The sequence below is a fragment of the Streptantibioticus ferralitis genome (assembly GCF_029223525.1).
GTDB classification, from domain to species: domain Bacteria; phylum Actinomycetota; class Actinomycetes; order Streptomycetales; family Streptomycetaceae; genus Streptantibioticus_A; species Streptantibioticus_A ferralitis.
Map to the genome: position 1 here is coordinate 24623 of NZ_JARHTQ010000001.1, position 26243 is coordinate 50865.

A 26243-nucleotide genomic window follows, 5' to 3' on the forward strand; every position below is an offset into this window, starting at 1 on the left:
AGCCTAGTCGGGCTGATCGGGGTGGCCGCCGCGGCCGGAGTGGAGAGGTCCGTGGGGTCAGACGGCCTGGGCCGCCGGGTCCAGTTCGCAGTCGTCGGGCAGATCGGTCCGCAGTTGGTCGCTGAGCGCTATGACCTCGGCCACCTGTCCGTAGTCGCGTACCGCGGTGTCCGTGGTGCGACGGATTCGGGTGTTGACCCGCTCGGAGCGGATCTTCCTGGCCACGGCGATCGCCTCGGCGGCGAGCTCCGAGGCGTGCTCGGGGTTCTGCTGGAGCAGATGGACGCTGGCCATGCCGATCAGGTTCAGCGCGTAGCTGCGCTGGTGCTCGGGGTCCTGGGCGAACAGCTCGACGGCCCGCTCCATCACCGGCTGCGCCAGCGAGGCGTACGTCGGGCTGCGACCGGCGACGTACGCCAGGTCGCGGTAGGAGTGCGCGTTCTCCGCGTTCAGCTCGGCCTCGGAGAAGAACCGGATCCAGTCGGGGTCCTCGGCCGGGCGGCGGTCGCTGAAGGTGTCCTCGGCCATCCGTACCGCGCGGTGGCACTTCTGCACCTGGCCCATGCTGGCGTAGGCGCGGGCCTCCATCGCGTGGAGCATCGACTGGGTGGTCGCGGTGGCGGAGTCCCGGCTGCCGTACTGCGCGAGGTGGACCAGCTCCAACGCGTCGTCGGGACGGCCCAGATGGATCATCTGACGGCTCATGCTGGACAGCACGTACGCACCGAGCGGGCGGTCCCCCGCCTCCTTGGCGGCGTGCAGCGCGAGCACGAAGTACTTCTGCGCGCTGGGCTGCAGGCCCACGTCGTAGCTCATCCACCCGGCGAGTTCGGCGAGTTCGGCGGTGACCTTGAACAGCCGCTTGGTGACCGGCTGCGGATGGGTCTCCTGCAGTAGGTCGGTCACCTCGTGGAGTTGCCCGACGACCGCCTTGCGGCGCAGTCCGCCACCGCACTGCGCGTCCCACTGGCGGAACATGACCGTGGTGGCCTCCAGCAGATCGAGCTCCGGCCCGGAGAGCTTGGCGGGCCGGGACGACCGTTCGGCGTGCGCGGTACGGCCCGCGGCGCCCAGGTCGGGCACCGGGACGCCCGGCGGTGCGGGCACCAGCCAGCGCTGCATCGGCTCGATCAACGCGGGCCCGGCGGACAACGCCAGCGAGGCACCGAGGAAGCCGCGGCGCCCGAGCATCAGATCGCTGCGGGAGAACTCGCTGATCAGCTCTACGGTTTGGGTGCCCGCCCACGGCAGGTCGACGCCGGAGGTGGCGGGCGGCTGGTGTGCGCTGCGCAGGCCCAGGTCCTCGATGGCGACGACCGATCCGAAGCGCTCGGAGAACAGCTCGGAGAGAATTCTCGGGATCGGCTCGCGCGGCTGCTCTCCGTCGAGCCAGCGCCTCACCCGCGAGGTGTCGGTGCTGATGTGGTGCGCACCGATCTGCCGTGCCCGTCGGTTGACCTGGCGAGCGAGTTCGCCCTTGGACCAGCCGCTGCGGACGAACCAGGAACCCAGCTGCTCGTTGGCCTGCTTCTCGCCGACGCCGTTGGCGTCGGCCTCGCCGCTTGTGACGCTTCCGACCACCGGAACGCCCCCATCCCACTTCTCTTCGCCGAACTCTCCAAAGGATGCCGCCAGTTGGGGCTCCTTGTCCTCAACGCGCCACCCCCGGTGACCGAATGCTCGTGAGTGCCCTGCCTCCGGCATGCCCGCGGACGGCGCGTCTTCCGGGGGCTCGTAAACCGAAAGTAATCCCGTGATCACCCATCCGGCGAGGGCGGATGCCGAATCGCCACCATTCGCCACCCCTTCGAATGAACTCTTCCCCCGCCGCACACGATTCACTTGACAGATGAACATCAGGTCCGAGTGGAGCGAGGTGCGGCAGGGCGCGCACTGCGCCGCGCACCACTCCCCGCGCCGCGATGCGCTGCCGACGCGCCGCCCCCGACGGCGCGTCGCGAGCTGCGGGTGGGCAGTCAGCCGCAGAGAACCCGCAAAGGGGTGGTGGGCGACGGCAAATCCAACGCAGCGGCCCGTCAGGGCCTCCTTTGAGGGTGGTGGTGGGCGACGGGAGGGCGTAACCATCGACGAATTCGGAGTGTTGGAGGTGACATGGGCTTCACGATCGGCAGCTTCCGGGAGATCCGGGACATCGCGCCCGGCGTGCGCCGCCGCACCCGCGCCTCGGTCCGCTCAACGATCGCGGAGTACACGGCGGTGTACGGCTGGGCGGTAACCCCCGGCGCCCGCGCCACCCGAGGCGGTGGCCAGTGCAGTTGCGGTGACCCGGAATGCGCGGCGCCCGGCGCCCACGCGCTGGGCTTCGCCGCCGAGATCCCGGCGGGCGCGAACGGGGAACAGGTCGCCGCCGCCTGGGCACAGACACCGGGCGCGGCCGTACTCCTGCCCGCCGGGCGATCGTTCGACGTACTGGACGTCGCGGAGGAGGCGGGCTGCCGGGCGATGGTGCGCCTGGAGCGGATGGGGCTGCGGCTCGGGCCGGTGATCGGCACACCGGACGGCCGGGCGCTGTTCTTCGTCGCGCCCGGCGCGGCGGACGAGCTGCCACGGCTGCTCTACCGGATGGGCTGGGACGACGCCGCTCTCGATCTGCGCTGCCGGGGTCTGGGCGACCATGTCACCGCGCCGCCCTCGGACCTCGGGGGTCTGGGCCCGGTCCGCTGGCTGCGTCCGCCCTCCCCCGACCGGCAGCCGCCGGAGGCGCGCCTGCTGCTGGGCACGCTGGCGTACGTGTGCCACCGGCACAGGATGCCGGTGCGGACGTTGTGATGGAGATGGGTAAGGGGCGCCCGCCAGTGGCGGGCGCCCCTTACCCATCGGACCTACTCGGCGGGTCAGTCGCCGATCAGCGCGTCGACGAACGCCTCCGGCTCGAACGGCGCCAGGTCGTCGGGCCCCTCACCGAGGCCGACGAGCTTGACCGGTACGCCCAGTTCCCGCTGGACGGCGACCACGATGCCGCCCTTGGCGGTGCCGTCGAGCTTGGTCAGGGCGATACCGGTGATGTCCACGACCTCCGCGAAGACCCGGGCCTGGACCAGCCCGTTCTGGCCGGTGGTGGCATCCAGGACCAGGATCACCTCGTCGACCGGGCCGTGCTTCTCCACGACCCGCTTGACCTTGCCGAGCTCGTCCATCAGGCCGGTCTTGGTGTGCAGTCGGCCCGCGGTGTCGATCAGCACCACATCGGCGCCCTCAGCGATACCTTCCTTCACCGCGTCGAACGCGACGGAGGCGGGGTCGCCGGCCTCCGGGCCGCGCACGGTGCGCGCCCCGACCCGCTCGCCCCAGGTCTGCAGCTGGTCGGCGGCGGCGGCGCGGAACGTGTCGGCGGCGCCGAGCACCACACTGCGGCCGTCGGCCACCAGAACGCGGGCCAGCTTGCCGGTGGTGGTGGTCTTACCGGTGCCGTTGACGCCGACCACCATCAGCACCGCGGGGGTGTCCTGCGGGCTTTCGGTGTGCAGGACGCGGTCCATGTCGGTACCGACCAGCGTCAGCAGTTCCTCGCGCAGCAGTGCGCGCAACTCGTCGGGGGTCCGGGTGCCCAGCACCTTGACCCGGGTGCGCAGCCGCTCGACCAGTTCCTGGGTGGGGGCGACACCGACGTCGGCGGTGAGCAGGGTGTCCTCGATCTCCTCCCAGGTGTCCTCGTCGAGACGGTCACGGGAGAGCAGGGTGAGCAGTCCCTTGCCGAGGGTGCTCTGCGAGCGGGACAGCCGGGACCGCAGCCGTACCAGTCGGCCCTCGGTGGGCTCGGGCACCTCGACGGGCGGGGCGAGCGGTTCCCCGGCCACCGTCTCGGGTTCTTCGACCTCCGCGACCTCGGTGGCCGCGGGGGCGTCCGGCAGGTCGACCTCTTCGATGGTCCTGCGGGGCTCGTCGTGCGGTTCCTCCGCCTCCTCGCCGAGGTGCGGCTCGGCCGGCGGGGTGGTGATCTTCGGTTCTGCCGACGGCGGCGGCGTGGGCGGCAGCTGCTTCTTGCGGCGACTGCTGACCACGAGGCCGCTCAGCGCGCCGACCGCGACCAGGGCGATGACTACAGCAAGGATGACGGTTTCCATAACGCCCTCCAGTATCGGCCACTGCGCAAGGGCCGCGCCCTGGAAGACGCGGGGCACACAGTTAAAGCAACTTAATGGGACAAAGGTCACTCTTGACGTTTTCCCGACCCGCATACGATCCTGATCTGCAATGCGCGTAGAGGGCCCTTAGCGATGGTCCCGTAGTCGCCGTTTCCCCCTCCCCCGACTTCCCGCTCGGAGAAACCACCGTTATGGAGAAGACGCCTGCTCTCGAAGCAGAAGGCGCCATCGAGACCCGCGGCATCGAGCCCGTCCCCGACTCCGAGCGGCAGGGCCGCGTCAGAGAGCTCTTCCCCACCTGGGTGGCGGCCAACATCAGCGTCCTGCTGCTCACCATGGGCGCGGGCCTGGTGGTCTCCAACGGCCTGAACTTCTACCAGGTCCTGCTGGTCGCCGTCCTCGCCCCCATTGTGTCGTACGGCATCGTGGGTGTGCTCACCATCGCGGGCAAGCGCGGTGGCGCGCCCGGTATGACGCTCTCGCGCGCGGTCTTCGGCCAGCGCGGCAACCTCCTCCCCGGCGCGGTGACCTGGATCGCACGCTGGGGCTGGGAAACGATCAACGCGGTGACCGGCGCGTACGCCGTGCTCACCATCCTCAACCTGCTGTTCGGGATCAAGAGCAGCACGCCCCTGATCATCGTCACCCTGCTGTTCTTCGTCGGCGCCACCTTCACGGTCAGCGGTATGGGCCGCAAGGTGCTGCTGCTGTGCAACCGGTGGTCGGCGTACCTCTTCGGCGCCTTCAGCCTCGCGGTGCTGGGCTATCTGGTCGCCGACACCAACTGGTCCGCGGTCTTCTCCCGTCCGGCGGGCTCAACCGCGCTGCTGGTGGCCGGAGTTGGCACCATCGCGGCCGGTGGCCTCAGCTGGGCGCCGTCCGGCGCCGACTTCTCGCGCTACCTGCCGCGCACGGCCTCCAGCAAGGGCATCGTGGGCAACACGGTCGCGGGCGCGGGCATCGTCGTGGTGCCGCTGGTGCTGATGGGCGCGGTGATGGCGGTCGGTACGCCGGATCTGGCCAAGGCCAGCGACCCGGTCTCGTTCATCGGCAAGCTGCTGCCGATGTGGCTGTCGGTTCCGTATCTGTTCATCGCGCTGATCGGCATGCTGCTCATCAACAGCATGTCGATGTACTCGGCCGGGTTCACCGCGCAGACCCTGGGTTTCAAGATCCCGCGTGCCTGGGCGGTCAGCGTCAACGCGGTCATCAGCCTGGTCTTCGGTTCGCTGCTGATGATCGTGGCGTCCGGCTTCATCAGCTCGTTCATCTCCTTCCTGACCCTGCTGGCGGTCTCGTTCTCGGCGTGGATCGGCGTCTTCGGCGTCGACATGCTGCGCGGCCGGGAGTACGACCCGAAGGCGCTGATGGACACCACCCGTACCAGCGCCTACTGGTACAAGGGCGGCTTCGCCTGGCAGGCGATGACGGCCTGGGCGGCGGGTCTGGTCATCGGTCTGTGCTTCACTTCCGTCTCCTGGTTCTCCGGCCCGCTGGCCGGCACCTGGCTCGGTAAGAACGGCCTGGGCTGGGCGGTGACGATCGTCATCGCCGCGGTGCTGTACGCGGTGCTGCCGCGGGAGCAGGCCGCGGTCAGCGGTGAGGCGGCGGAGGCGGTCGAGACCGCCGACCCCGCGAGCGAACTGGTCAGCTGACCCAACGCCAAGCGCGTCGTCCCCCCTTCGCCGTCTCCGGCGGAGGGGGGACGTTTCTGTGCGGGGGTGCCGCTTCTGCTGGCGCATCAGCCAGGCCGCGCCCCGGCTGCCGTCTCCGTAGGGGACGTTGGGAAACCCGCGTGGGAGGTGACGTCCCGTACGGACGGTTGACGACCCGCACGGAATGCTGCGGACCGGCTCGGGACGATGCGGGCCCCACGGGGACACTGCGTACCCGCGCAGGACTCGGTGCCCCCGCGAGACGCCGCGGCCCGGCCCAGGACGCCACGGACCGGAACGGCCCGGCACTCGCCCTCAAGGCCGCCCGCGCCCTCGGTGTTCGTTCGACTGCGCCGCCCGCAGCGGAAAGTTCGGGCAGCCCCGCGTCCGGCGCTCCCCCTGCGCCGCCGGTCGATCCGGTGCCGTCGGCACACAGCGCCCGCCGGTCCGGAAAAGCCCGCCGCCCCGGCTCAGCCATGGTGCTGAGCCGGGGCGGCGGAACTGGAAGAGCGGGCAGCGGGGGGTGGTTTAGCCCATCTCCTCCAGGGCCTTGCCCTTCGTTTCCCGGACGAAGAACGCCACGAAGGGAATCGAGAGGATGGCGAAGAAGGTGTAGATCACATAGGCGCCCGACAGGTTCCAGTCGGACAGGGTCGGGAAGCTGACCGTGATCAGCCAGTTGGCGATCCACTGGGCGGCGGCCGCCACACCGAGCGCCGCGGCGCGGATCTTGTTGGGGAACATCTCGCCGAGCAGCACCCAGACCACCACGCCCCAGGACAGGGCGAAGAACAGCACGAAGGCGTGGGCCGCGCCCAGCGCGACGGTGCCCTGGAGGTTCGGCAGGTGGATGGCGGCGCCGGAGCCGGTCTTGTACGAGAACGCCCAGGCGGCCAGGCCCAGCGAGATCGCCATACCGACGGAGCCGATGAGGGCCAGCGGCTTGCGGCCGATCCGGTCGACGAAGATCATCGCGATCACGGTGCCGATCACGTTGATGATCGACGTGGTGAACGAGTAGAGGAACGAGCTGGACGGGTCGATACCGACCGACTGCCACAGCGACGCCGAGTAGTAGAAGATCACGTTGATGCCGACGAGCTGCTGGAAGACGGACAGGCCGATACCGACCCACACGATCGGCAGGAAGCCCGCCCTGCCACCGAGCAGGTCCTTGAACCTCGCCTTGTGCTCGCGGTGCATGCCCTGGCGGATCTCGGCGACCCGGGCGTCGAGGTCGGCGCCGTTGCCCTCGACCTCGGCGAGGACCTTCTGCGCGTCGGCCTCACGGCCGACGGAGATCAGGAAGCGCGGCGACTCCGGGATCGCGAGGGACAGCAGTCCGTAGAGCGCGGCGGGCACGACCATCACACCGAGCATCCACTGCCAGGCCTCCAGGCCGCCGATCTTGCCGCGCTGCTGGCCGTTGGCCATCTGCAGGATGCCGTAGTTGACCAGCTGCGATATCGCGATGCCGATGACGATCGCGGCCTGCTGGAAAGAGCCGAGGCGTCCGCGGTAGGCGGGGGGTGCGACCTCGGCGATGTACGCGGGGCCGATCACCGAGGCCATGCCGATGGCGAAGCCACCGATCACCCGCCACAGGGTGAGGTCCCACACCGCGAACGGCAGCGCCGAGCCGATCGCGCTGACCACGAAGAGGATCGAGGCGATCTGCATGACGCGGATGCGGCCGATGCGGTCGGCGATGCGGCCCGCGGTCGCGGCGCCGATCGCGCACCCGAGCAGTGCCGCGGCGACCACCTGGGCGAGCAGGGCGTGGCCGATGCCGAACTTGCCCTGGATGCCGTTGACCGCACCGTTGATCACGGAGCTGTCGTAGCCGAAGAGGAATCCGCCCATGGCTGCGGCGGCGGTGATGAAGATGACATGGCCGAGGTGGTCCGGCGCGGCCTTATGGCCGCCGGGCGCTACGTCCGATGCGGTGCTGGTGGTCAACGTGAACTCCTGGGGCTCTGCACAGAGCCCTCCCGTGGGGGCCTGGATCTTCGATTGCTTCGAGTGTCAGGCGGTCCGTCGACCGTCACCACTCGGCTATCCATCGAAAGTTAAAGCGACGTTGCAGAGACTATGCCTTCAAGTTTCGAAGTCAAGAGGGGGTGGTGGGTCTCCTTGGACATAATTCCGGTCACATGATGTTCATATATTGAACTTTTGATGGAAGCGTCGCCAAGCCGATACAAGAGGTACGCGGAGGCGGTCGGACTACTTCTTGCCGTCCCGCAACCGCTGGCTGATCACCTTCGAGACCCCGTCGCCCTGCATCGACACGCCGTACAGCGCGTCGGCGACCTCCATCGTGCGCTTCTGGTGGGTGATCACGATGAGCTGCGAACTCTCCTGGAGCTCCTTCATGATCCGAATCAGACGCTGAAGGTTGGTGTCATCGAGCGCCGCTTCGACCTCGTCCATCACATAGAACGGGCTGGGCCGGGCCTTGAAGATCGACACCAGCAGCGCCACCGCGGTCAGCGACCGTTCGCCGCCGGAGAGCAGTGAGAGCCGCTTGACCTTCTTGCCCGGCGGCCGGGCCTCGACCTCGACGCCGGTGGCCAGCATGTCGTCAGGATCGGTGAGGATCAGCCGGCCTTCACCACCCGGGAACAACCGGGAGAAAACCCCCTCGAACTCCCGTGCCGTGTCGTGGTAGGCGGCCGTGAACACCTGCTCGACGCGCTCGTCGACCTCCTTGACCACCTGCAACAGGTCGGCGCGGGTCTTCTTGAGGTCTTCCAACTGCTCGGAGAGGAACTTGTGCCGCTCCTCCAGGGCCGCGAACTCCTCAAGGGCGAGCGGGTTGACCTTGCCCAACTGCTGGTATGCCTTCTCGGCGGCCCGCAGCCGCTTCTCCTGCTCGGCGCGCACATACGGGCGGGGCGCGGCCTCGGTGTCCGGCGCCTCGCCCTCGGCGGGCGAGATCGGCGCTGCGGCGTGAAGCGCCTCGGTCGAAGGTGGTGGAGGGAGCCGGGTGGGCGGCGGTACCGGCTGGTCGGGGCCGTACTCGGCGACCAGCCCGGCCGGTTCGATCCCGTGCTCCTCCAGCGCCTTGGCTTCCAGCTGTTCGATCCGCAGCCGCTTCTCGGCGCCCAGCACCTCGCCGCGGTGCACCGAGTCGGTGAGTTTGTCCAGCTCGGACTTCAGGCCGCGTGAGGCGTCCCGTTCGGCTGCCAGCCGGGACTCGCGCTCGGCCTTCGCCCGCTCGGCCGCCGACCGCTCGCGCTCGGCGCGGGCCAGCGAGACGGTCACGTACTCCAGCAGTCCCCGCGCACCGGCCAGCACGGCGGAGGCCACGCGTGCCTCGTACTCCTGGCGCGCCTTGCGGCGGTCGGCGCGCGCCCGCGCTTCGCGCTCCATCCGCGCCCCCCGGTCCAGCGCGTCGGCGCGGCCCGCGAGCGCCTTGACCCGCTCCTCGTGGGTACGCAGTTGCAGCCGCGCCTCCATCTCGGTCTGGCGGGCGTTGGCGCCGTCGGCGGCGAGCCGGTCACGTTGCGAGGTGTCCGGCTCCTCCTCGGCCGGTGACTGCTCGGCCTCGTGCGACCGCTCGGTCAGCTCGGTCAGCTCCGCGCCGGCCCGGGCCAGTGCCTCCTCCGCGCGGGCGACGGCTGCCGCGGCGCGTTCGGCTTCGCCCGCCGCGCCGCGTGCCTGCCCGCCGAGGCGTCCCAGCTGCTGGGCGACCGCCGACTTCTCCTTCTCCGCGTCCCGCCGCCGGGCGGCGAGTTCCTCCACCGCCCGGGCGCTGTCGGTCCGGCGCTCCTTCGCCCGGGCCTGGACCACGGTGAGCTCCTCGCAGCGCACCGCGAGCCGCCGCAGCTCGGCCGCCGCCTCGTCCACCGCGGCCTGTACCTCCAGCAGGCTGGGCGCTCCTGCCGAGCCGCCCTGCCCGAAGTGCGCCGCCAGGACATCGCCGTCGGCGGTTACGGCGGTCAGCTGAGGGTGCCGGGCGATCAGCGCTTCGGCGTCCGCGAGGGTGCCCACCACCACGGTGTCCCGCAGCAGCCGCCGCAGTGCGGGTACCAACTCCGCCGGCCCGCTGACGAGTTCGGCGGCAGGCCGAGCGCCGCTGGGAAACGATTCGGCAGCCCCGGCGGGGTCGACGTGCCGCGGCCCGGGCGCGGCGCCCGTGTCCGGGCGGGCGTCGGAGGCCACCGGCGCTCCCGAGGTGCCCCCGGAGGAGTCGGCCTCCGGTGCCGCGCCGATGAGGAGCGCGGCCCGCCCCGCGTCGTCCTTACGCAGCAGCCGCAGGGCGTTGGCGGCGGCAGCGGGGTGGGCCACCGCGACGGCGTCGGCGGCCGCGCCCAGGGCGGCGGCGACGGGGACCTCGAATCCCGGCGCCACGGTGAGGAGTTCGGCGGCCGGGCCGAGCAGCCCGGTCAGCCGGTCGTCGGCGCCGAGCAGTATGCCCGTACCGTCCTTGCGGCGCAGGCCGAGTGCCAGGGCGTCGTGCCGGGCGGCGAGCGCCGCGCGTTCGCGCTCCGCCGTGGTGGCGGCTTCGCGGGCGGCGGCCAGCTCTTCCTCGGCCCGCTCCTGCTCGCGCTTGGCGGACTCGTAGCGTTCCTCCAACTCGGCGTCGTCCACCGCCAGGCCGTCGACCTGGGCGCGCAGTTGCTCGTACTCCTCCTGCGCGGTCACCGCGCGCTCCGCCGCCTCGTCGCGGGCGGCGGTCAGCCGGCCGATCTCGGCCTCGGCGGCGCTCGCCCGGCTGCGGGCCGCGTTGACCTGGCCGTGCAGCCGGGCCAGGCCCTCGCGGCGGTCGGCGATCGCCCTGGCGGCCGCCTTGAGCCGCTGGTCCTCCTGGGCGAGCGCGCGTTCCAGCTCGGCGCGGTGGGCGACGGTGTCCTCCAGCGCGAACTGCGCGGCCTCCAGCGCCGCGGTCAGCTCGGCCTCCTGCTCGCGGATCCGGGCGGCCTCGCGCTCCATCTCCTCCGGGTCCCGGCCGCGCCGCTCCTCGGGCTGCTGCGCGGTGGCGTGTTTGACCTTCTGCTCGGCCAGGCCGATGGTGCCCCGTACCCGCTCGGCGAGTTGCGACAGTGCGTACCAGCTCTGCTGGGCCTCGGCGAGGCGCGGCCCGATCTGGCGTACCTGCTCCTCCAGTTGGGCTTCGCGCCGGATCGCGGCGGCCAGTTCGGTCTCGACGGCGTCGCGGCGCTCCTTGAGTGCCGTCTCGTCGGCGATCTCGGTGCGCAGCGCGGCGCGCAGGGTGACCAGGTCGTCCGCGAGCAGCCGCAGCCGGGCGTCCCGAAGGTCGGCCTGGATGACGGCGGCGCGGCGGGCGACGGCGGCCTGCCGGCCCAGTGGCTTGAGCTGGCGGCGCAACTCGGCGGTGAGGTCGGTGACGCGCGCGAGGTTGGCCTGCATCGCGTCCAGTTTGCGAAGCGCCTTCTCCTTGCGCTTGCGGTGCTTGAGGACGCCCGCCGCCTCCTCGATGAAGGCGCGGCGGCCCATCGGGTCGGCGTGCAGTACGGAGTCGAGCTGGCCCTGGCCGACGATGACGTGCATCTCGCGGCCGATACCGGAGTCGGACAGCAGTTCCTGGATGTCGAGGAGTCGGCAGGTGTCGCCGTTGATCTGGTACTCGCTGCCGCCGTTGCGGAACATCGTCCGCGTGATGGTGACCTCGGCGTAGTCGATGGGCAGTGCGCCATCGCTGTTGTCGACGGTGAGGGAGACCTCTGCGCGGCCGAGCGGCGGGCGACCGGTGGTGCCCGCGAAGATCACGTCCTCCATCTTGCCGCCGCGCAGGCTCTTGGCCCCCTGTTCACCCATGACCCAGGACAGGGCGTCCACCACATTGGACTTGCCCGAGCCGTTGGGGCCGACGACGCAGGTGATGCCGGGTTCGAAGCGCAGGGTCGTGGCCGAGGCAAAGGATTTGAACCCACGCAGGGTCAAGCTCTTCAGATGCACGCCGAGCTCTCCTCCTCCGCTCCGCAGCGGCAGCCGCTGATGTCGCTGTCGAGGAGTCGGACTCTACAGTTCGGGCCCGGTTTCGCCGGGGAGGATGCAGGGCACACCAGAGGTTAAGAACCGAAGAGGATCACGGGGGTGTGGCAAGGGGGGACACGACGAAGGGACGCCGAAGCGTCCCTTTACAGAACTTCAAGCGGTGTGCTGATCCGGACCGAGCGGTATCGGCCGGGTCAAGCCAGCAGCCGGATCAAGCCAGCGCGGGCTCCGCCTGGGGAACGTCGATGGAGCTGAGCAGCGACTCTTCACGCGACGAAGCCAGAGCGTCGTTCTCGGCCTGGATCCGTACGAGCTCGGACTCCAGGTCCTGTACACGCTGCTGAAGCCGTCGCATCTCGGCGAGGAGTCGCGGGTCGGGACCGCCGACGTAACCGAGAAGCGCCTTTGCCATGATGGATGGTCCTCCACGCTGAGTGACCGACCTGAGCGGTGTGGGTCGTGAGGGGGTTACCGCACCCGCCGTTTGCGCCGCCGCCGTTGTCCTTCTCACAGCCAAACAGCTAAGGTGCGCGGGGCTTCCAGCGTCTCACCAAATGGTTTGACGGTCAACACGATCACACCCCAGTCGTGCGGCGCGCCGTCAACGTCACGCGGCGCGTCACTCGCCGCGGGGGCACCCGCAGGGGGCTCAGAGATCATCCTTTCGCGGCAGCCTGGCACGCCGGTGCCGAAATGGCAACTGCCGAAACTGAGCTGTGCCGACCAATTGCCCGCAGCTTATGCGCGGGCCCGCGGATGACGCCATCAGCGAGTGCTGAATCTGTCATATCCGCCGCGCGGCACACCCCAGATCTCTGTGACACCATCCACCCGACCTGGGGTTTCGCCAGCTCTGAGCCAGTCGAGCAGTCGCTCGCACCGCCCCCTGGTGCCCTCCGCGACAACCTGCACGCGCCCGTCGGCGAGGTTGGAGACGTAGCCGGAGAGGCCGCCGATCTCCAGTGCCGTGGCCCGGGTCCACCAGCGGAACCCGACGCCCTGGACCCGGCCGCGTACCCATGCGGTCAGCCGCACCTCCTCGGCGGCGGCGCCGATGACGGCGTGACCCTGTTGGGCGTTGTCCGCGTCACCGTTTCGGGTGCCCCCATCACCATTGCGGGCAGAGTCGTTCACCGGGTCGTCCCTCTCGATATGGCGTGCGTCCAACCCCCTGGCATATGCCCGGGTCGGCGGGTCGGCTGGCCGTGCGCACCGGGGTCCGGGGCGGCCGACGGAAGTTACCGTACGCGGGCGCCAACGGGCCGGACGCGAGCCGTCGGCCGATCAGTCACCGCACCTCCGTGAAATGCGGCATCCCGTCAATTACGTGGGCTTCGCTCCGATAACGGCCGGGGTTCGATACAGTCACGCCGCATCAGGACTCACTCGTTCGAGTGAAAGCAGGTGCCGTTCCGCGCCCCCGCGGGGCACAGCCGACACCGGGAAGCGAGGACCGCGCAGATGGGCCGCCATCGCCGCACTTCCGCCGAACCCGTCCCACCGCCCCCTTCGGAGCCCGGCCGGTCGGTGCACGGCCGCGGGACGGACCGGCGGCGCAATCCTCCGGCGCGCACCGGCCTGTTGGGCGTCTCCGCCGCGCTCGCGGTGGGCGCGGTGGCCGTCACCTCCGGCCTGGTGCCGGTACCGGGCGGACTGCCTGGCGTGTCGGGCCGCTACACCTTCGGCGCGCCGGACGACGCCCCGGACAACCTGCCACGAGCCGACGGCACACCGACCACCCCGGTACGGGTCGCCGCCCCGGCGAGCCCGTCGGGCCGCGGCTCCGTTCCGACCAGCCGGGACACCGGGCGCGGCGCCGTCCCGGGCGGCGTGATGCCCACGGCCTCGTCCAGCGCATCGGCGACGCCGTCGCCCAGTGCCTCGGCGACGGCCTTGCCGACACAGCGCGGCGCCGCACCTGCCGCCCCAACCGCCTCGTCCAGCACGGACGGCACGGGTGACACGGATGGCGCGAACGGCACCGATGCCCCCTACGGCACCAGCGGCCAGGCGGCCGCGCCGGGCGCCAACGCCCGAGCGATGCGCCAGGTCCTGGCCCTGGTGAACCAGGAGCGCGCCAAGGCGGGCTGCGTCCCGCTCACCGAGGACCCCCGACTCGGCACGCTCGCCCAGGACTTCAGCCAGGAGATGGCCACCCGCGGCTTCTTCGGCCACACCGATCCGGACGGCAAGTCGCCCTGGGACCGGGCCGCGCCACTCGGGATAGCCAATCTGGGCGGCGAGAACATAGCCCGCGGCCAGGCCGGCGCCCAGGCGGTGATGGAGACCTGGATGAACAGTCCTGGCCATCGGGCCAACATCCTCGACTGCGAGTACCACACCATAGGGATAGGCGTCGATTTCGACTCCGGTGGCCCTTGGTGGACACAGGACTTCGGCTTCTGAGGGCCTCGTGGTCCTGGCGACTCACCAGGCACACGAGGCCCACAGCGCAGCCGCCGTGACGTTACGTCAGGCTGCGGCGCCGACGGCGAAGATCCGCGCGGTGTCGGCGATCCGGCGGCCGAGGTGCTCGGCGGTGGCGATGTCCGCCTTGTGGACGCCGTCCGGGCCCTCGTCGTTGTTGGTCTGAGCGCCCGCGCCGAGGAAGATGCCGAGGCGGTTGAGGTCGTTCTCGGAGGCCGTGGAGGCGTTCCACCCCGGGTGCAGGCCCAGGCTGACCCAGTGCATGCCGTGCTGGGCGGCGAGCACGGTGAAGAACTGCAGGGTGTGCAGCTTGTCACCGCTCTTGGATGCGGAGTTGGTGAATCCGGCGGCCAGCTTGTTCTTCCAGGCCGCGCTGAACCAGCGCTTGGAGCTGGCCTCGGCGAAGGCGTGGAAGGCCGCCGACGCGGTACCCATGTAGGTCGGCGAGCCGAAGACGATGGCGTCGGAGGAGTCCAGCAGCTCCCACTGCTCATCGGTGATCGCCTCGACGTTGACCAGGTGGACGGTGGCACCCGCCGCGGCGGCGCCGTCGCGGACGGCCTCGGCGAGGACGGCGGTGTGGCCGTAGCCGGAGTGGTACGCGATGGCCACGACAGGGGTGACGGGAGTGGTCACGGTTGCGCTCCTAGATGCGATCGGCCCCGGGCGAAAGGCGTGGGCCCCGGGGTGGCATCACCAGGAGAGCACTTCCTAATCGAAAGCGCAACCCACCAGTTAGCGCTGTGCCCGAGTACGCTTGTGCTATGGCTACGACCGAGACCCCCGCCTGTCCTTCGTCCGAGGACGAAGCGCAGGCGTTCGACGTGTTCGCCAAGGCCTGCCCGTCACGCGCCACGCTGGAGCACATCACCGGCCGTTGGGGCAGCCTGACACTGGGCGCGCTCAGTGAATGCACGCTGCGCTTCAACGAGTTGCGGCGCCGGGTCGACGGCGTGAGCGAGAAGATGCTCTCCCAGACCCTGCACGCGCTGGAGCGCGACGGACTGGTGCATCGCCAGGCGGCGGCCACCAATCCGCCGCGGGTGGACTACTGCCTGACCCCGCTGGGCCGCGCGGTGGTCGAGCGCCTGCTGTCGCTGATCGATCTGGTGGAGGACCGGATGCCCGAGGTACTGGCCGCTCGGGAGGCCTACGACACCCGCGGCGGACGCTGACAGCGCGGGCAGAAGTAGCTGGACCTGTTCATCCACGGCCGTCGGCGGATCAGCGTCCCGCAGCGCCGGCAGGGCTCTCCCTCCCGGCCGTACACGTCCAGCGAGCGGTCGAAGTACCCCGACTCGCCGTTGACGTTGACGTACAGGCTGTCAAAGCTCGTACCGCCGGCGGCCAGTGCGTCGCCCATCACCTCGCGGATGTGGGCGATCAGTTCCGCGGTGCGCGGGCGGGTCATGGCGGCGGTGGGACGGTCGTAGTGCAGTTTGCTGCGCCACAGCGCCTCGTCGGCGTAGATGTTGCCGACACCGCTGATCAGTGACTGGTCCAGCAGTGCGCGCTTGATCGTGGTGCGGCGGCGGCGCAGCGCCTCGTGGAAGACGTCCTCGTCGAACGCCTTCTCCAGCGGGTCGGGGGCGATGTGCGCGAGGGGCAGCGGAAGGCCCACGGCGGCGTCCGGGCCGTCGGGTACGCAGTCGTGCACCGACAGTCCGCCGAAGGTGCGCTGGTCGACGAAGCGCAGCTCGGTGCCGCCCGCCTCGCCCGCGGCTGATGTCCCCGCCTCGCCAGCGGCCGGCGCCGCGGTGTCGGTGAAGCGGACCCGGATCCGCAGGTGCGCCTCGTCGGGCACGTTCTGCGGCTGCACGAGCAGCTGGCCGCTCATGCCGAGGTGCCCGAGCAGCGAGGTGCCGTTGCCCAGCGGCAGCCAGAGGTACTTGCCGCGGCGGTAGGCCGGGCCGAGGGTGACCCCGCGCAGCCGGTCCGCGAAGTCGGCCGCGCCCGCGAGGTGGCGGCGCACCGCACGCGGGTGCAGCACCTCGGTGTCGGTGACCGTACGGCCGCTGACCCAGCGCTCAAGTCCCCGGCGGACGACCTCCACCTCGGGCAGCTCGGGCATGTCCCCTCCAAGCGTTACGGGCCCACCACCGATGATCGGTGGCAGGCCCGTTCGTCGCCCACCACCGCCCTCAACCGGGCCCTTGGGGCCGCGGAGTTGGCGGTAGCGTGTCACACGGTGCTGAACAGCGACTCAGTGGGCCGCGGATTCCGCTGTCTTCTCCTGCGCGGAGCCGTCCCGCTCCTCGCACTTGGCGCGGATCTCCCGCCAGGCGGACTCGGCCGCCTGCTGTTCGGCCTCCTTCTTGCTGCGGCCGGTGCCGGTGCCGTACGTGACACCACCGACGCGGGCGGCAGCCGTGAAGGTCTTCTCGTGGTCCGGCCCCGACTCGGTGACCAGGTACTCGGGGACCCCGAGCGCCTCGGTCGCGGTGAGCTCCTGGAGGCTGGTCTTCCAGTCCAGGCCCGCCCCGAGGTTCGAGGACTTCTCGATCAACGGGTCGAAGAGGCGGTGGACCAGTTCGGACGCGGCGTCGAGACCCTGGTCCAGGTAGACGGCGCCGATCACCGCCTCCAGGGTGTCGGCGAGGATCGAGGCCTTGTCCCGGCCGCCGGTCCCCTCCTCGCCCCTGCCCAGGCGGATGAACCTGCCCAGCTCAAGGCCGCGAGCCACCTCCGCCAGCGCACGCGAGTTGACCACCGCGGCCCGCAGCTTGGCCAGTTGGCCCTCGGGCAGGTCGGGGTGGACCCGGTACAGCGTGTCGGTGACGACCAGGCCGAGCACCGAGTCCCCGAGGAACTCCAGCCGCTCGTTGGTCGGCAGGCCACCGTTCTCGTAGGCGAACGACCGGTGGGTGAGCGCACGCACCAGAAGGGCGGGTTCGAGTGTGTACCCGAGCCGCCCTTCCAGAAGCGTGTGGGACGAGGCTGCCTTGATGGCGTCTGCCGACGACTTTGCGTCTGACATGAAGCCTGTCACCTACCGATCAGACCTCGAGGACCTGACGCTTGTTGTAGGTGCCGCAGCTCGGGCACGCGATGTGCTGCTGCTTCGGCTCGTGGCAGCGCTCGCACGCCACGAGGGGGGTGACCGCAGCCTTCCACTGCGACCGGCGGTGGCGCGTGTTGCTGCGCGACATCTTCCGCTTCGGAACAGCCACGGCTATTTCTCCTGCTTCTCGTCGACGCCGCGCTCGGCGCCGCCCATGTTGTCCTTCTCGCCGGCCTTGAGGCTGTCGGCGAGTCCCTGCAGTGCCGCCCAACGGATGTCGGCAGCATCGTGGTGGTGTTCCGGATCGTCCGCGAGCCGGGCTCCGCAATCGGAGCACAGACCCGGGCAGTCCTCCCGGCACACCGGCTGCAGCGGCAGTTCCAGCACCACCGCGTCGCGCAGCACGGATTCGAGGTCGAACATGTCGTCCTCGAGGACGAGCAGTTCCTCCTCGTCGCCGTCTTCAGCCTCTTCGGCGTTGCCGCCGAAGCGCTCATCGGCGTCGGGGTAGGAGTACAGCTCCTGAAAGTCCGAATCGAGCTCCCACTCGATCGACTCCAGACACCTTACGCACTCGCCCGCGACCAGCGCATGGGCGGTGCCCGTAACGAGCACGCCTTCCATGACCGATTCGAGTCGCAGGTCGAGTTCGATCGAGGCCCCCTCCGGGACACCGATCACCCCGGCGATGCCGAGATCCGCGGGCGCGGGCACCGTACGGGAGACCCTCTTCATCGCGCCAGGCCGACGGCCCAGCTCGCGTGTGTCGAACACGAGAGGGTCGCGATGGTCAAGGCGGGCGTTGATGGCTTCCTGCTTTCCTTGGTGCTTGTGCCGTGCGGCGCGGGCCGACCTGAAAGAGGGCAGCCGGAAACCGGCTCATAAATGGGCCGGAGGTGTCAGGATACTGGACGCGCGTCCTTGGCCCAACTTCGCCCACCGCCCGGCAGTGACCGGCGAGCGCCGCACAGGCCCGGTCAACGGCCCTGTTCGAGTTCCCGCAGGTGGTTCAGATCGATCAGGCCGGTGTCGAAGAAGCTGGTCTCGTCCAGGCCGCCCGGCTGTGCGGTGTGCTGTTGGTACTGCTGCGTCTGTTGGTGCTCGTGCGGCTGGTGCTGCTGCGGGATGTGGTGCTCGTAGCCCTGCTGCTGCCAGGTGTACGCGCCAGGATCGGCGTACTCGGGCTGCTGCGGGTAGCCGTAGGCGTCGTAGCCGCCGCTCTGGTACGGGTCCTGCTGGTAGCCCCCGTACTCGGTCGCCATCGGGGCGTACTCGGACTGCTGCGGGTAGTCGTAGCCGGGAGCGGCGGCCGGTTCCTGGAGCGCCGGTTCCTGGTGCAGCGGCTCATGGAGCGCCGGTTCCTGCGGGGCGCCGGCCAGGCCCGCCAGGTACTCGGCGTCGGACTGGTGGGCGGCCATCGGCGTGCCGTCGGGTGCCAGGCCGTCCTGGGCGGCCATGTGCGCGGCCAGTTCGTCGGTGGGGCGGTAGCCGGTGAGCTTCTGCCGGCCGCGGCCGACCGCCTCCAGGGTCTTGGCCAGCACCGCCTCGAAGGCGCCGAGCTTGGCGTCCACATAGGCGTCGGCCCGGCGGCGCAGCTCCTCCGGGTCGCCGGTACGCTCCGGCGTCTCTTCGTCCGCCATGCCGTGCTCGTCGGTGCCGGGACCACGGCCCAGCAGCTTCTCGCGGCCGCGGTCGACCGAGCCGAGGGTCTTGGTGAGGACCACTTCGAAGTTGGCGAGCTTGCTGTCGACGTACTCGTCCGCCTCCACGCGGATCTCCTCGGCCTCCTGGCGGGCCTCGGCCAGGATCCGGTCGGCTTCCGCCTGGGACCGCCGGGCGACCTCGGTGTCGGAGACCAGCGAACCGCGCTGCTCATGCGCGGAGGCGATGATCCGCTCCGCCTCGGCGTACGCCTCGGCGACCATCTGCTCACGGTCGCCGAGCAGCGCCTGCGCCTGGGAGAGCGAGTCCGGGAGGGCGTTGCGCACCTCGGAGAGCAGGGCCAGCAGCTCGCCGCGGTTGACCACGCAGGACGCCGACATCGGCATGGAGCGCGCGCCTTCGACGGCCGCGACGATCTCGTCGAGCTTCTTTTGCACGTCCATGTCTCGTGGTGTCTTTCCTCGGCGGGCCCGGCTCGGCCGGGTGGATGGATGGATCAGACTCTACGGCCACCGGCCGCGCCCGGCACAGTGACTGACGAACCGTCAGAAACTTGCGGGGCGCTACGGGCGGCTCAGCCTCGCCCGAGCTTCTCGCGCAGGCTCCGCAGTACGGGTTCGGGCACCAGGTGGGAGACGTCGCCACCCCACTGGGCGACCTCCTTGACCAGGCTGGAGGACAGGAAGCTGTAGGTGGGGTTGGTGGGTACGAAGAGGGTTTCGACACCGGACAGCCCGTTGTTCATCTGGGCCATCTGCAGCTCGTAGTCGAAGTCGCTGACGGCACGCAGGCCCTTGACGATGGCCGGGATGTCGCGCTGCTTGCAGAAGTCGACCAGCAGGCCGTGGAAGGCCTCCACCCGGACGTTGCCGAACTCCGAGGTGACCTGCTCGATCAGCGCTATGCGCTCCTCGATGGTGAACAGACCCTGCTTCGCCTTGTTGATCATCACGGCGACGTAGACCTCGTCGTACAGCCGGGACGCGCGGGCGATGATGTCGAGGTGTCCGTTGGTGATGGGGTCGAAGGACCCCGGACAGACGGCGCGGCGCAACAGTGGTTCCTCGCTCTCCGATGCGGTCATGACGCGTCGGCGCTGTCGTCACTGCGGCGCGCAGCGCCTCGTTTGAGGGCGGCGGCGGGCGACGGTTGGGCGTCGGCGCGTGTCGCGGCGGCGCGACCGTACCAAAGTGTGCCCTCGCCGTAGCGACGGGCCCGAAGCCCCTCAAAGCCCTCGGGCCAGCGGAATTCTCCGCCCCTGGTGCTTCTCTCCACGGTGGCGAGCACGTCGTCGGCGAGCCACCCCTGGGCCCGGAGTGTGAGGAGGATCTCTCGCAGTTCGTCATCGGTGACCGCGTAGGGCGGGTCGAGGAATACCACGTCGTACGGGGCGGCGGGGGGCGGTACGGCGATCAGCTTCTCGGCCTTGGCGGCACGTACCTCGGCGCCGGGCAGCCCGATGGTGCGGACGTTCTCCCGGATGGTGCGGGCCGCTCGGGCGTCCGCCTCGACCAGCAGGACGTGCTCGGCGCCGCGCGAGAGCGCCTCCAGGCCGACCGCGCCGGAACCGCCGTACAGATCGAGCACCCGCGCTCCGTGCAGGGAGCCGCGCAGCGACTCCCAGGTGGAGAACAGGCCTTCGCGCGCCCGGTCGGACGTGGGCCGGGTGCCCTGTCCTGGTGGGACGGCCAACCGGCGGCCACCTGCGGCACCGGCAATCACGCGGGTCACCCTCGGTCACGTTCCTTTGCGTCGCCGTTGCGTTCCGTGGTGGAGCGGCGTCGGTGATGACGCCGCACCACCACGATACGTAGCCCCCGGCAGGCCTGCCTGCGGGGGTAAAGGGGGTTTTCCCCCGGGGGCTCCGCCCCCGGACCCCCCTTCCGGGGCTCCGCCCCTGGACCCCGCTCCGGAGGGTGGCTCATCCCCGGGGCACGCTTGGCGGGGCTCGCCCGCACTTCTACCGGCCCACCGTTCCCGGGCTCCGCCCCCAGACCCCACTCCGGGAGGTGGCTCACCCCCCGGGGAACGCTTCACGGGGCTCGCCCGCAAGCTCACCCCAGGCCACCGTTCCTGGGCTCCGCCCCCGGACCCCGCTCCGGAGGTCGCTCATCCCCAGGGGACGCTTGGCGGGGCTCGCCCGCAGGCCCACCGTTTCCAGGCTCCGCCCCCGGACCCCGCTCCGGGCTCGCCAGCGGGGCTGCGCCCCCGGACTTCGGTTCCGGGGGCGCGGCCCCGGCCCCGCTTCGGGGGGCGCGGCCCCGCTGCCGCACCCCCGGCTCCGGGGTTCCACCCCGGAGCCTCCGCGCCATGCTGCCGGCCGTCGGGCCGGAGTCCTCTTGCCGTCGCAGCGGTGGGCAACCCCGTGGTGTGGACCGGCGGTACCGAACTCGTCGCAGCCCGCGGCTACGCCTCGCCGTCTCCCGGGGTGGCCGAGGTGGCCGACGGTGCCGAACCCACGAGGGTGGGTGAGGCATAGCGGGACCAGGACAGGCAGCCGTCGGGCGGGCAGTGTTCGGGGTGGCGGGGGTCATGGCCCAGTTCACGCAGCTTGGTGCGCACCGAGTCCGGGGTGCGGCCGAAGCGGGCGGCGGTGCGGGCGATGGTCTCACCGTCGTGGAACCGGCGGACCAGTTCCTCCTCGTGCTGCGGTATCCACGGTGCGCCGTGGCCGGGGAACAGCTCCCGCAGCACATCGCGGTCGGGGATCGGCTCGGCCACGTCGGCGGCCAGGGCCAGGGCGCGCAGCGCGCGGTTCAGCGCGATGCGCAAGGTGGCCACATCCGCCATCGGCAGCCGCAGTTGGCCGGAGGCCAGCGGGGTGCCGGGGTCGGTCTCGGTCCAGCCGGTGAGCGTCAACGTGACGGTGGTGTCGTCCTCGCTGGCAAGCTCGATCCGGAAGACCTTCTCGCCGAGCGGTAGTTCATTGAGATGACGAAACGCCATGATTCTGCCCCCAAGGGTCCAAGTCAGCCCATCCGCTGTCGGATTGGCTCGGACTGGTTCCATTCTCCCAGGGGGGTCTGACAATCGAGGGTGCCGGAACGGGCCTTCAGCCCTTCTCCAGATACTCCTCGCGGGAGGCGTCGACCAGGCTGTCCAAAGCGCTCAACAGGTCGGGATGACCGGTCAGTTCGGGGTCGGCCGCGACCAGGGCGGTGGCCTCCTCGCGGGCCGCCTCGATCACGTCCACGTCGTCGATGACGGCGAGCATCCGCAACGACGACCGGGTGCCGGACTGCGCCTGTCCCAGCACATCGCCCTCGCGGCGCTGCTCCAGATCGATACGGGACAGCTCGAAGCCGTCCAGTGTGCCGGCGACCGCGTCCAGCCGCGCCCTCGCCGCACTCGCCTCGGGCATCTCGGTGACCAGCAGGCACAGGCCCGCCGCGCTGCCCCGGCCGACCCGGCCGCGCAACTGGTGCAGTTGGGAGACGCCGAACCGATCGGCGTCCATGATCACCATCGCGGTTGCGTTCGGCACGTTCACCCCGACCTCGATGACGGTGGTGGCGACCAGCACGTCCACCTGCCCGGCCGCGAAGCGCCGCATCACGTCGTCCTTGGCGTCCGGCGCCATCCGGCCGTGCAGCACCTCCACCCGCAGCCCGTGCAGCGGGCCCTTGGCGATCTGCTCGGCGATGTCGAGCACCGCCAGCGCGGGACGGCGCTCGGCCTCGTCCTCCGGCGACTTCTGCTTCGGCTCCTCCTCGTCGCCGATGCGCGGGCACACCGCGTACGCCTGGTGCCCGGCCTCGACCTCCTCCCGTACCCGCTCCCAGGCGCGGGTGAGGAAGTGCGGCTTGTCCTTCGCCGGTACGACATGCGTGGCGATCGGGGAGCGTCCCGCGGGCAACTGGTCCAGTACCGAGGTCTCCAGATCGCCGAAGACGGTCATGGCGACCGTGCGCGGGATCGGGGTTGCGGTCATCACCAGCAGATGCGGGGGCTGTGTGCCCTTGCCGCGCAGCGCGTCGCGCTGTTCGACCCCGAAGCGGTGCTGCTCGTCGACGACGACCAGGCCGAGGTCGTGGAACTGGACGGTGTCCTCGATCAGCGCATGGGTGCCGATGACGATCCCGGCCTCCCCGGTGACCAGGTCGAGCAGCGCCTGGCGGCGGGCGGCGGTCCCCATGGAACCGGTCAGCAGGACGACCTTGGTCCCGACGTCGGAGCCGCCGAGCATGCCCGCCTCGGCCAGCTCGCCCATCATCTCGGTGATCGAGCGGTGGTGCTGCTGGGCGAGGACCTCGGTGGGCGCCAGCATCGCGGCCTGCCCGCCGGAGTCGACCACGGCGAGCATCGCGCGCAGCGCGACCAGCGTCTTGCCGGAGCCGACCTCGCCCTGGAGCAGCCGGTGCATGGGGTGCTCGGTCGCCAGGTCGGCGAAGATCTCCGTGCTGACCGCGCGCTGCCCCTCGGTGAGGGTGAACGGCAGCTTGGCGTCGAAGGCGCTCAGCAACCCGGCCTCGCTCGGCACCCGCGCGACGGCGGGCAGGCTGGCGTCCGCCGCCCGTCGCCGGGCCAGCGCGACCTGCAGCACGAACGCCTCGTCCCACTTCAGGCGTTCGCGCGCGTCCGCGATATCGGCCTTGGTACGCGGCCGGTGCACCTTCTCCAGGGCCTCGGGCAGCGGGGCCAGGCCGCGCGCGGTCCGCAGCGTCTCGGGCAGCGGTTCGCCGATGCCCGTCCAGCCGGTCGCCTGCAGCGAGTTGAGCGCGGTGTCGACGGACTGGGCGATCTGCCAGGACGCGATCTGCTTGCACGCCGGGTAGAGCGGCAGCAGCCGGTTCGCGAACGCGTCCACGGCCTCCTGGCCGTCCTCGACGTCGAGCAACTGGTAGTCGGGGTGGGCGAGTTGGCGCACCCGGTTGAAGACCGTCACCTTGCCCGCGAACATCCCTCGGCGGCCCGGCAGCAGCTTCTGGTGGTGGAAGTGCGCGGCCTTGTTGAAGAAGACCAGGGTCAGCGAGCCGCTGCCGTCGGTGACCACGACTTCCAGGCGCACGCCCTTGCCGTGGTTGTAGGTCTTCTTCTCGGCCTTGGCGACCCGCGCGACGACGGTGACGTGCTCGTCCAGCGGGAGGTCGGCGAGCCGGGTCAGCTCGCCGCGCTCGGCGTACCTGCGCGGATAGTGGTGCAGCAGATCGCCGACGGTGTGCAGGTCGAGGTGGTCGGCGAGCACCTTCGCGGTGCGGTCACCGACGACCTTGCGCAGGGATTCGTCCAGGGCAGCCATCGCTGTCCATCTTGGCGCACGGCTGTGACAACGCGCGTTTACTCGACACCGATGAGCAGCAGGCGGCTGCCCTGCCCGCCCGTGTAGACCACTGTGTCCACCGCCAGGTGGCGGTCGTGCACATGGGCCCGCAGCCGGTCCGCGAGGTCGTGCGGGGCGTCCTCGCCCAGGACGAAGGTGACCATCTCGCCGCCCGCGGCGAGCATCCGGTCGAGCACGGTGACCGCGGTGTGCACGGGGTCACCGCCGATGACCGCCACATCGCCGTCGATCAGGCCGAGCGTGTCCCCGGCCTGGCAGACGCCCGCCATGGTCCACGACTCGTGCTCGGCGACGGCCAGTTCGGCGTAGCGGGTGGCCCCGGCGGCCGCCGTCATCGCCACCACGTCCTCGTCGAACCGGCGGGACGGCTGGTGCACGGCGAGCGCCGCGATGCCCTGGACGACGGACCGGGTGGGAATCAGCGCGACCCGCACACCGTCGGTGCGGACCCGCTCGGCCGCCGCCGCGACGGTGTGCCGCAACTCGTCGTCGTTGGGCAGCAGTACCGCCTCACGGGCTCCCGACTGCCGGATGGCCTGCGCGATCTCGCCGCTGGCCAGCGGTTCGCCGGGGCGCGAGGGGACGACGACGGCCCCGGCCTGGGTGCACAGCGCGGCCACCCCGTCGCCCTCGACCACGGCGACGATCGCCCGGCGCACCGGTGCCGCGGGCCGGGCCGCCGCTCCTTGGGCCGCGTCGCCGAAGTGGGTGATGCGGATGCGGTACGGCCGCCCCGCCTCGACCCCGGCCTCGACGGCGGCGCCCGCGTCGTCGACATGGACGTGCACGTTCCACAGGCCGTCGCCGCCGACCACGACAAGGCAGTCGCCCAGCGCGTCCAGCTGGGTCTTCAGCCGGTCGACCGCCTGGTCGGGGGCCTCCAGCAGGTAGATGACCTCGAAGGCGGGGCCGCCCGGGACCGCGTGCGGGTCACCGGTCGCGTCGCCGCCGCAGCTCGCGCAGCCGTACGGGACCAGCGGCGGGTGCAGGCCCGGGGAGGCGGGCAGCCGGTCGGGGACGTCCCCGCAGAGCGCCTCGGCGAGCGCCCCCAGCACCGCGACCAGACCGCGCCCGCCCGCGTCCACCACCCCGGCCCGGCCGAGCACGTCGAGCTGTGCGGGAGTACGGGCCAGCGCGGCGCGCGCGCCCTGGTACGCGGCGGTGGCGACCGCCACCAGCTCGTCGGCCCCGTGCGTGCCGGGCTCCCCCTCGGCGCAGGCTGCGGCGTCGGCCGCCGCGGTGGCGACGGTGAGCATCGTGCCCTCGACCGGATGCGCGACCGCCTGGTACGCCGATCCGGCGGCGGCCCGCAGCGCCGTGCGCAGCCCGGCGGCGTCGGGTCGCTCGGCCAGCACCTCGCTCATCGCCCGGAGCAGCTGCGCGAGGATGGTGCCGGAGTTGCCGCAGGCCCCGATGAGCGCGCCGTGTGCCATGGTCCGTACCGCCTCGGCCACCCCGGGAGTGCTGCCGGAGGCGGCGTAGCCGTCGAAGACGGCGTCCACGGACTGGGCGGCGGACTCGACGGTCAGGTAGAGGTTGGTGCCGGTGTCGCCGTCCGCGACCGGGTACACGTTGATCGCGTCGATCTCCTCGCGCGCCTGGCCGAGCGCCCGCAGGGCCAGACGGCACCAGGTGCGCACCGCGGCGGCGTCGAGCGTGTGCGGCACCGGTTTCCTCCTGTGGGGCGGCCGACGTGTGGCACCCGACAGTAGTGGCGTGCGCAGGAGCAGCGACCCGTAGGGCCTTGTTCGACGGTGGCGGCGGCGTGCCCCGGTCGGCGGACGGCTCGCGGCGGGGTCCGTCGCGACCATGGTAGTTTTTCTGTACGGGAGCAGGCGTTGTATGCTGCTCCGGTTGCCCGACACCAGTCGGGCCTTTCTCTCGGTCCCACCGAGAACTCACCGTACGTGCATCTGAAGTCTTTGGAGTGACCCGTGGCTGCCAACTGCGACGTCTGCGGCAAGGGGCCGGGCTTCGGCAACAACATCTCCCACTCGCACCGCCGTACGCGCCGTCGTTGGAACCCCAACATCCAGACGGTGCGCGCTGTGGTCGGTCGGACGCCGAAGCGCCTCAATGTCTGCACCTCGTGCATCAAGGCCGGCAAGGTCGCGCGCTGACGTCCACCGCGTCGTCGTAGTGCAGCC

General features: G+C 71.0%; 21 protein-coding genes and 1 pseudogene. 5 read left to right on the forward strand and 17 right to left on the reverse strand.

The annotated features are described in order from the left end of the window. Positions 1–57: 57 nt before the first annotated feature. On the reverse strand, positions 58–1581 hold the full coding sequence (gene nsdA / locus P2L57_RS00140; protein WP_275806267.1) for a transcriptional repressor NsdA: 1524 nt from the start codon (positions 1579–1581) through the stop codon (positions 58–60). Between the two features lie 531 nt (positions 1582–2112). On the opposite strand from nsdA, the gene P2L57_RS00145 reads away from it, so the two are divergent. Beyond that, positions 2113–2790, forward strand: coding sequence for a bifunctional DNA primase/polymerase (locus P2L57_RS00145; protein WP_275806269.1), 678 nt, complete (start codon positions 2113–2115; stop codon positions 2788–2790). 65 nt (positions 2791–2855) lie between these two features. Here P2L57_RS00145 and ftsY read toward each other — a convergent pair whose 3' ends face one another. Beyond that, entirely contained in the window at positions 2856–4085 is a 1230-nt protein-coding gene (ftsY, locus tag P2L57_RS00150) for a signal recognition particle-docking protein FtsY (protein WP_275806271.1), read from the reverse strand. A 212-nt stretch (positions 4086–4297) separates the two neighbouring features. On the opposite strand from ftsY, the gene P2L57_RS00155 reads away from it, so the two are divergent. Further along, positions 4298–5761, forward strand: coding sequence for a purine-cytosine permease family protein (locus tag P2L57_RS00155; protein WP_275806273.1), 1464 nt, complete (start codon positions 4298–4300; stop codon positions 5759–5761). A gap of 528 nt (positions 5762–6289) precedes the next feature. On the opposite strand, the gene P2L57_RS00160 is transcribed toward P2L57_RS00155, so the two are convergent. From P2L57_RS00160 to P2L57_RS00175, 4 genes are all read right to left on the reverse strand, one after another. Next, complete coding sequence (locus tag P2L57_RS00160; RefSeq protein WP_275806275.1) at positions 6290–7720, reverse strand: sugar porter family MFS transporter; 1431 nt, start codon at positions 7718–7720, stop codon at positions 6290–6292. 267 nt (positions 7721–7987) lie between these two features. After that, positions 7988–11686 (reverse strand): SMC hinge domain-related protein, encoded by a 3699-nt coding sequence (locus tag P2L57_RS00165; protein WP_275806277.1) that lies wholly within the window; start codon positions 11684–11686, stop codon positions 7988–7990. 250 nt (positions 11687–11936) lie between these two features. Beyond that, positions 11937–12137 (reverse strand): hypothetical protein, encoded by a 201-nt coding sequence (locus P2L57_RS00170; protein WP_269859030.1) that lies wholly within the window; start codon positions 12135–12137, stop codon positions 11937–11939. Positions 12138–12490: 353 nt separating this feature from the next. After that, complete coding sequence (locus P2L57_RS00175) at positions 12491–12781, reverse strand: acylphosphatase (RefSeq protein WP_275807548.1); 291 nt, start codon at positions 12779–12781, stop codon at positions 12491–12493. A gap of 405 nt (positions 12782–13186) precedes the next feature. On the opposite strand from P2L57_RS00175, the gene P2L57_RS00180 reads away from it, so the two are divergent. Next, positions 13187–14131, forward strand: coding sequence for a CAP domain-containing protein (locus P2L57_RS00180; protein WP_275806282.1), 945 nt, complete (start codon positions 13187–13189; stop codon positions 14129–14131). Positions 14132–14197: 66 nt separating this feature from the next. On the opposite strand, the gene P2L57_RS00185 is transcribed toward P2L57_RS00180, so the two are convergent. Then, positions 14198–14788: a flavodoxin family protein gene (locus P2L57_RS00185; protein WP_275806284.1), complete on the reverse strand. Its 591-nt coding sequence runs from the start codon at positions 14786–14788 to the stop codon at positions 14198–14200. 128 nt (positions 14789–14916) lie between these two features. Here P2L57_RS00185 and P2L57_RS00190 point away from each other — a divergent pair, with 128 nt between their 5' ends. After that, entirely contained in the window at positions 14917–15327 is a 411-nt protein-coding gene (locus P2L57_RS00190) for a winged helix-turn-helix transcriptional regulator (RefSeq protein ID WP_275806286.1), read from the forward strand. On the opposite strand, the gene mutM is transcribed toward P2L57_RS00190, so the two are convergent. The 10 genes and pseudogenes from mutM to P2L57_RS00240 all read right to left on the reverse strand — a co-directional run bounded on the left by mutM (position 15303) and on the right by P2L57_RS00240 (position 25763). After that, complete coding sequence (gene mutM, locus P2L57_RS00195) at positions 15303–16223, reverse strand: bifunctional DNA-formamidopyrimidine glycosylase/DNA-(apurinic or apyrimidinic site) lyase (RefSeq protein WP_275806288.1); 921 nt, start codon at positions 16221–16223, stop codon at positions 15303–15305. The genes P2L57_RS00190 and mutM overlap by 25 nt on opposite strands. A gap of 132 nt (positions 16224–16355) precedes the next feature. Further along, positions 16356–17129, reverse strand: coding sequence for a ribonuclease III (gene rnc / locus P2L57_RS00200; protein WP_275806290.1), 774 nt, complete (start codon positions 17127–17129; stop codon positions 16356–16358). A gap of 19 nt (positions 17130–17148) precedes the next feature. Beyond that, on the reverse strand, positions 17149–17322 hold the full coding sequence (rpmF, locus tag P2L57_RS00205; RefSeq protein ID WP_015657589.1) for a 50S ribosomal protein L32: 174 nt from the start codon (positions 17320–17322) through the stop codon (positions 17149–17151). A gap of 2 nt (positions 17323–17324) precedes the next feature. Continuing rightward, the gene (locus P2L57_RS00210) at positions 17325–17960 is read right to left on the reverse strand and encodes a YceD family protein (protein ID WP_275807551.1); all 636 of its coding nucleotides are present in this window, start codon (positions 17958–17960) and stop codon (positions 17325–17327) included. Between the two features lie 170 nt (positions 17961–18130). Beyond that, complete coding sequence (locus tag P2L57_RS00215) at positions 18131–19258, reverse strand: F0F1 ATP synthase subunit B (protein ID WP_275806294.1); 1128 nt, start codon at positions 19256–19258, stop codon at positions 18131–18133. A 131-nt stretch (positions 19259–19389) separates the two neighbouring features. Next, the gene (coaD, locus tag P2L57_RS00220; protein ID WP_275807554.1) at positions 19390–19869 is read right to left on the reverse strand and encodes a pantetheine-phosphate adenylyltransferase; all 480 of its coding nucleotides are present in this window, start codon (positions 19867–19869) and stop codon (positions 19390–19392) included. Positions 19870–19895: 26 nt separating this feature from the next. Next, on the reverse strand, positions 19896–20546 hold the full coding sequence (gene rsmD, locus P2L57_RS00225; protein WP_275806296.1) for a 16S rRNA (guanine(966)-N(2))-methyltransferase RsmD: 651 nt from the start codon (positions 20544–20546) through the stop codon (positions 19896–19898). A 675-nt stretch (positions 20547–21221) separates the two neighbouring features. Then, entirely contained in the window at positions 21222–21761 is a 540-nt protein-coding gene (locus P2L57_RS00230; RefSeq protein WP_275806298.1) for a hypothetical protein, read from the reverse strand. A 106-nt stretch (positions 21762–21867) separates the two neighbouring features. Beyond that, positions 21868–24057, reverse strand: a pseudogene (gene recG / locus P2L57_RS00235) (ATP-dependent DNA helicase RecG); the annotation flags it as partial. A gap of 35 nt (positions 24058–24092) precedes the next feature. Beyond that, on the reverse strand, positions 24093–25763 hold the full coding sequence (locus tag P2L57_RS00240; RefSeq protein WP_275806300.1) for a DAK2 domain-containing protein: 1671 nt from the start codon (positions 25761–25763) through the stop codon (positions 24093–24095). A gap of 267 nt (positions 25764–26030) precedes the next feature. Between P2L57_RS00240 and rpmB the strand changes: the two genes are divergently transcribed. After that, positions 26031–26216 (forward strand): 50S ribosomal protein L28, encoded by a 186-nt coding sequence (gene rpmB / locus P2L57_RS00245; protein WP_014628431.1) that lies wholly within the window; start codon positions 26031–26033, stop codon positions 26214–26216. Positions 26217–26243: the final 27 nt, after the last annotated feature.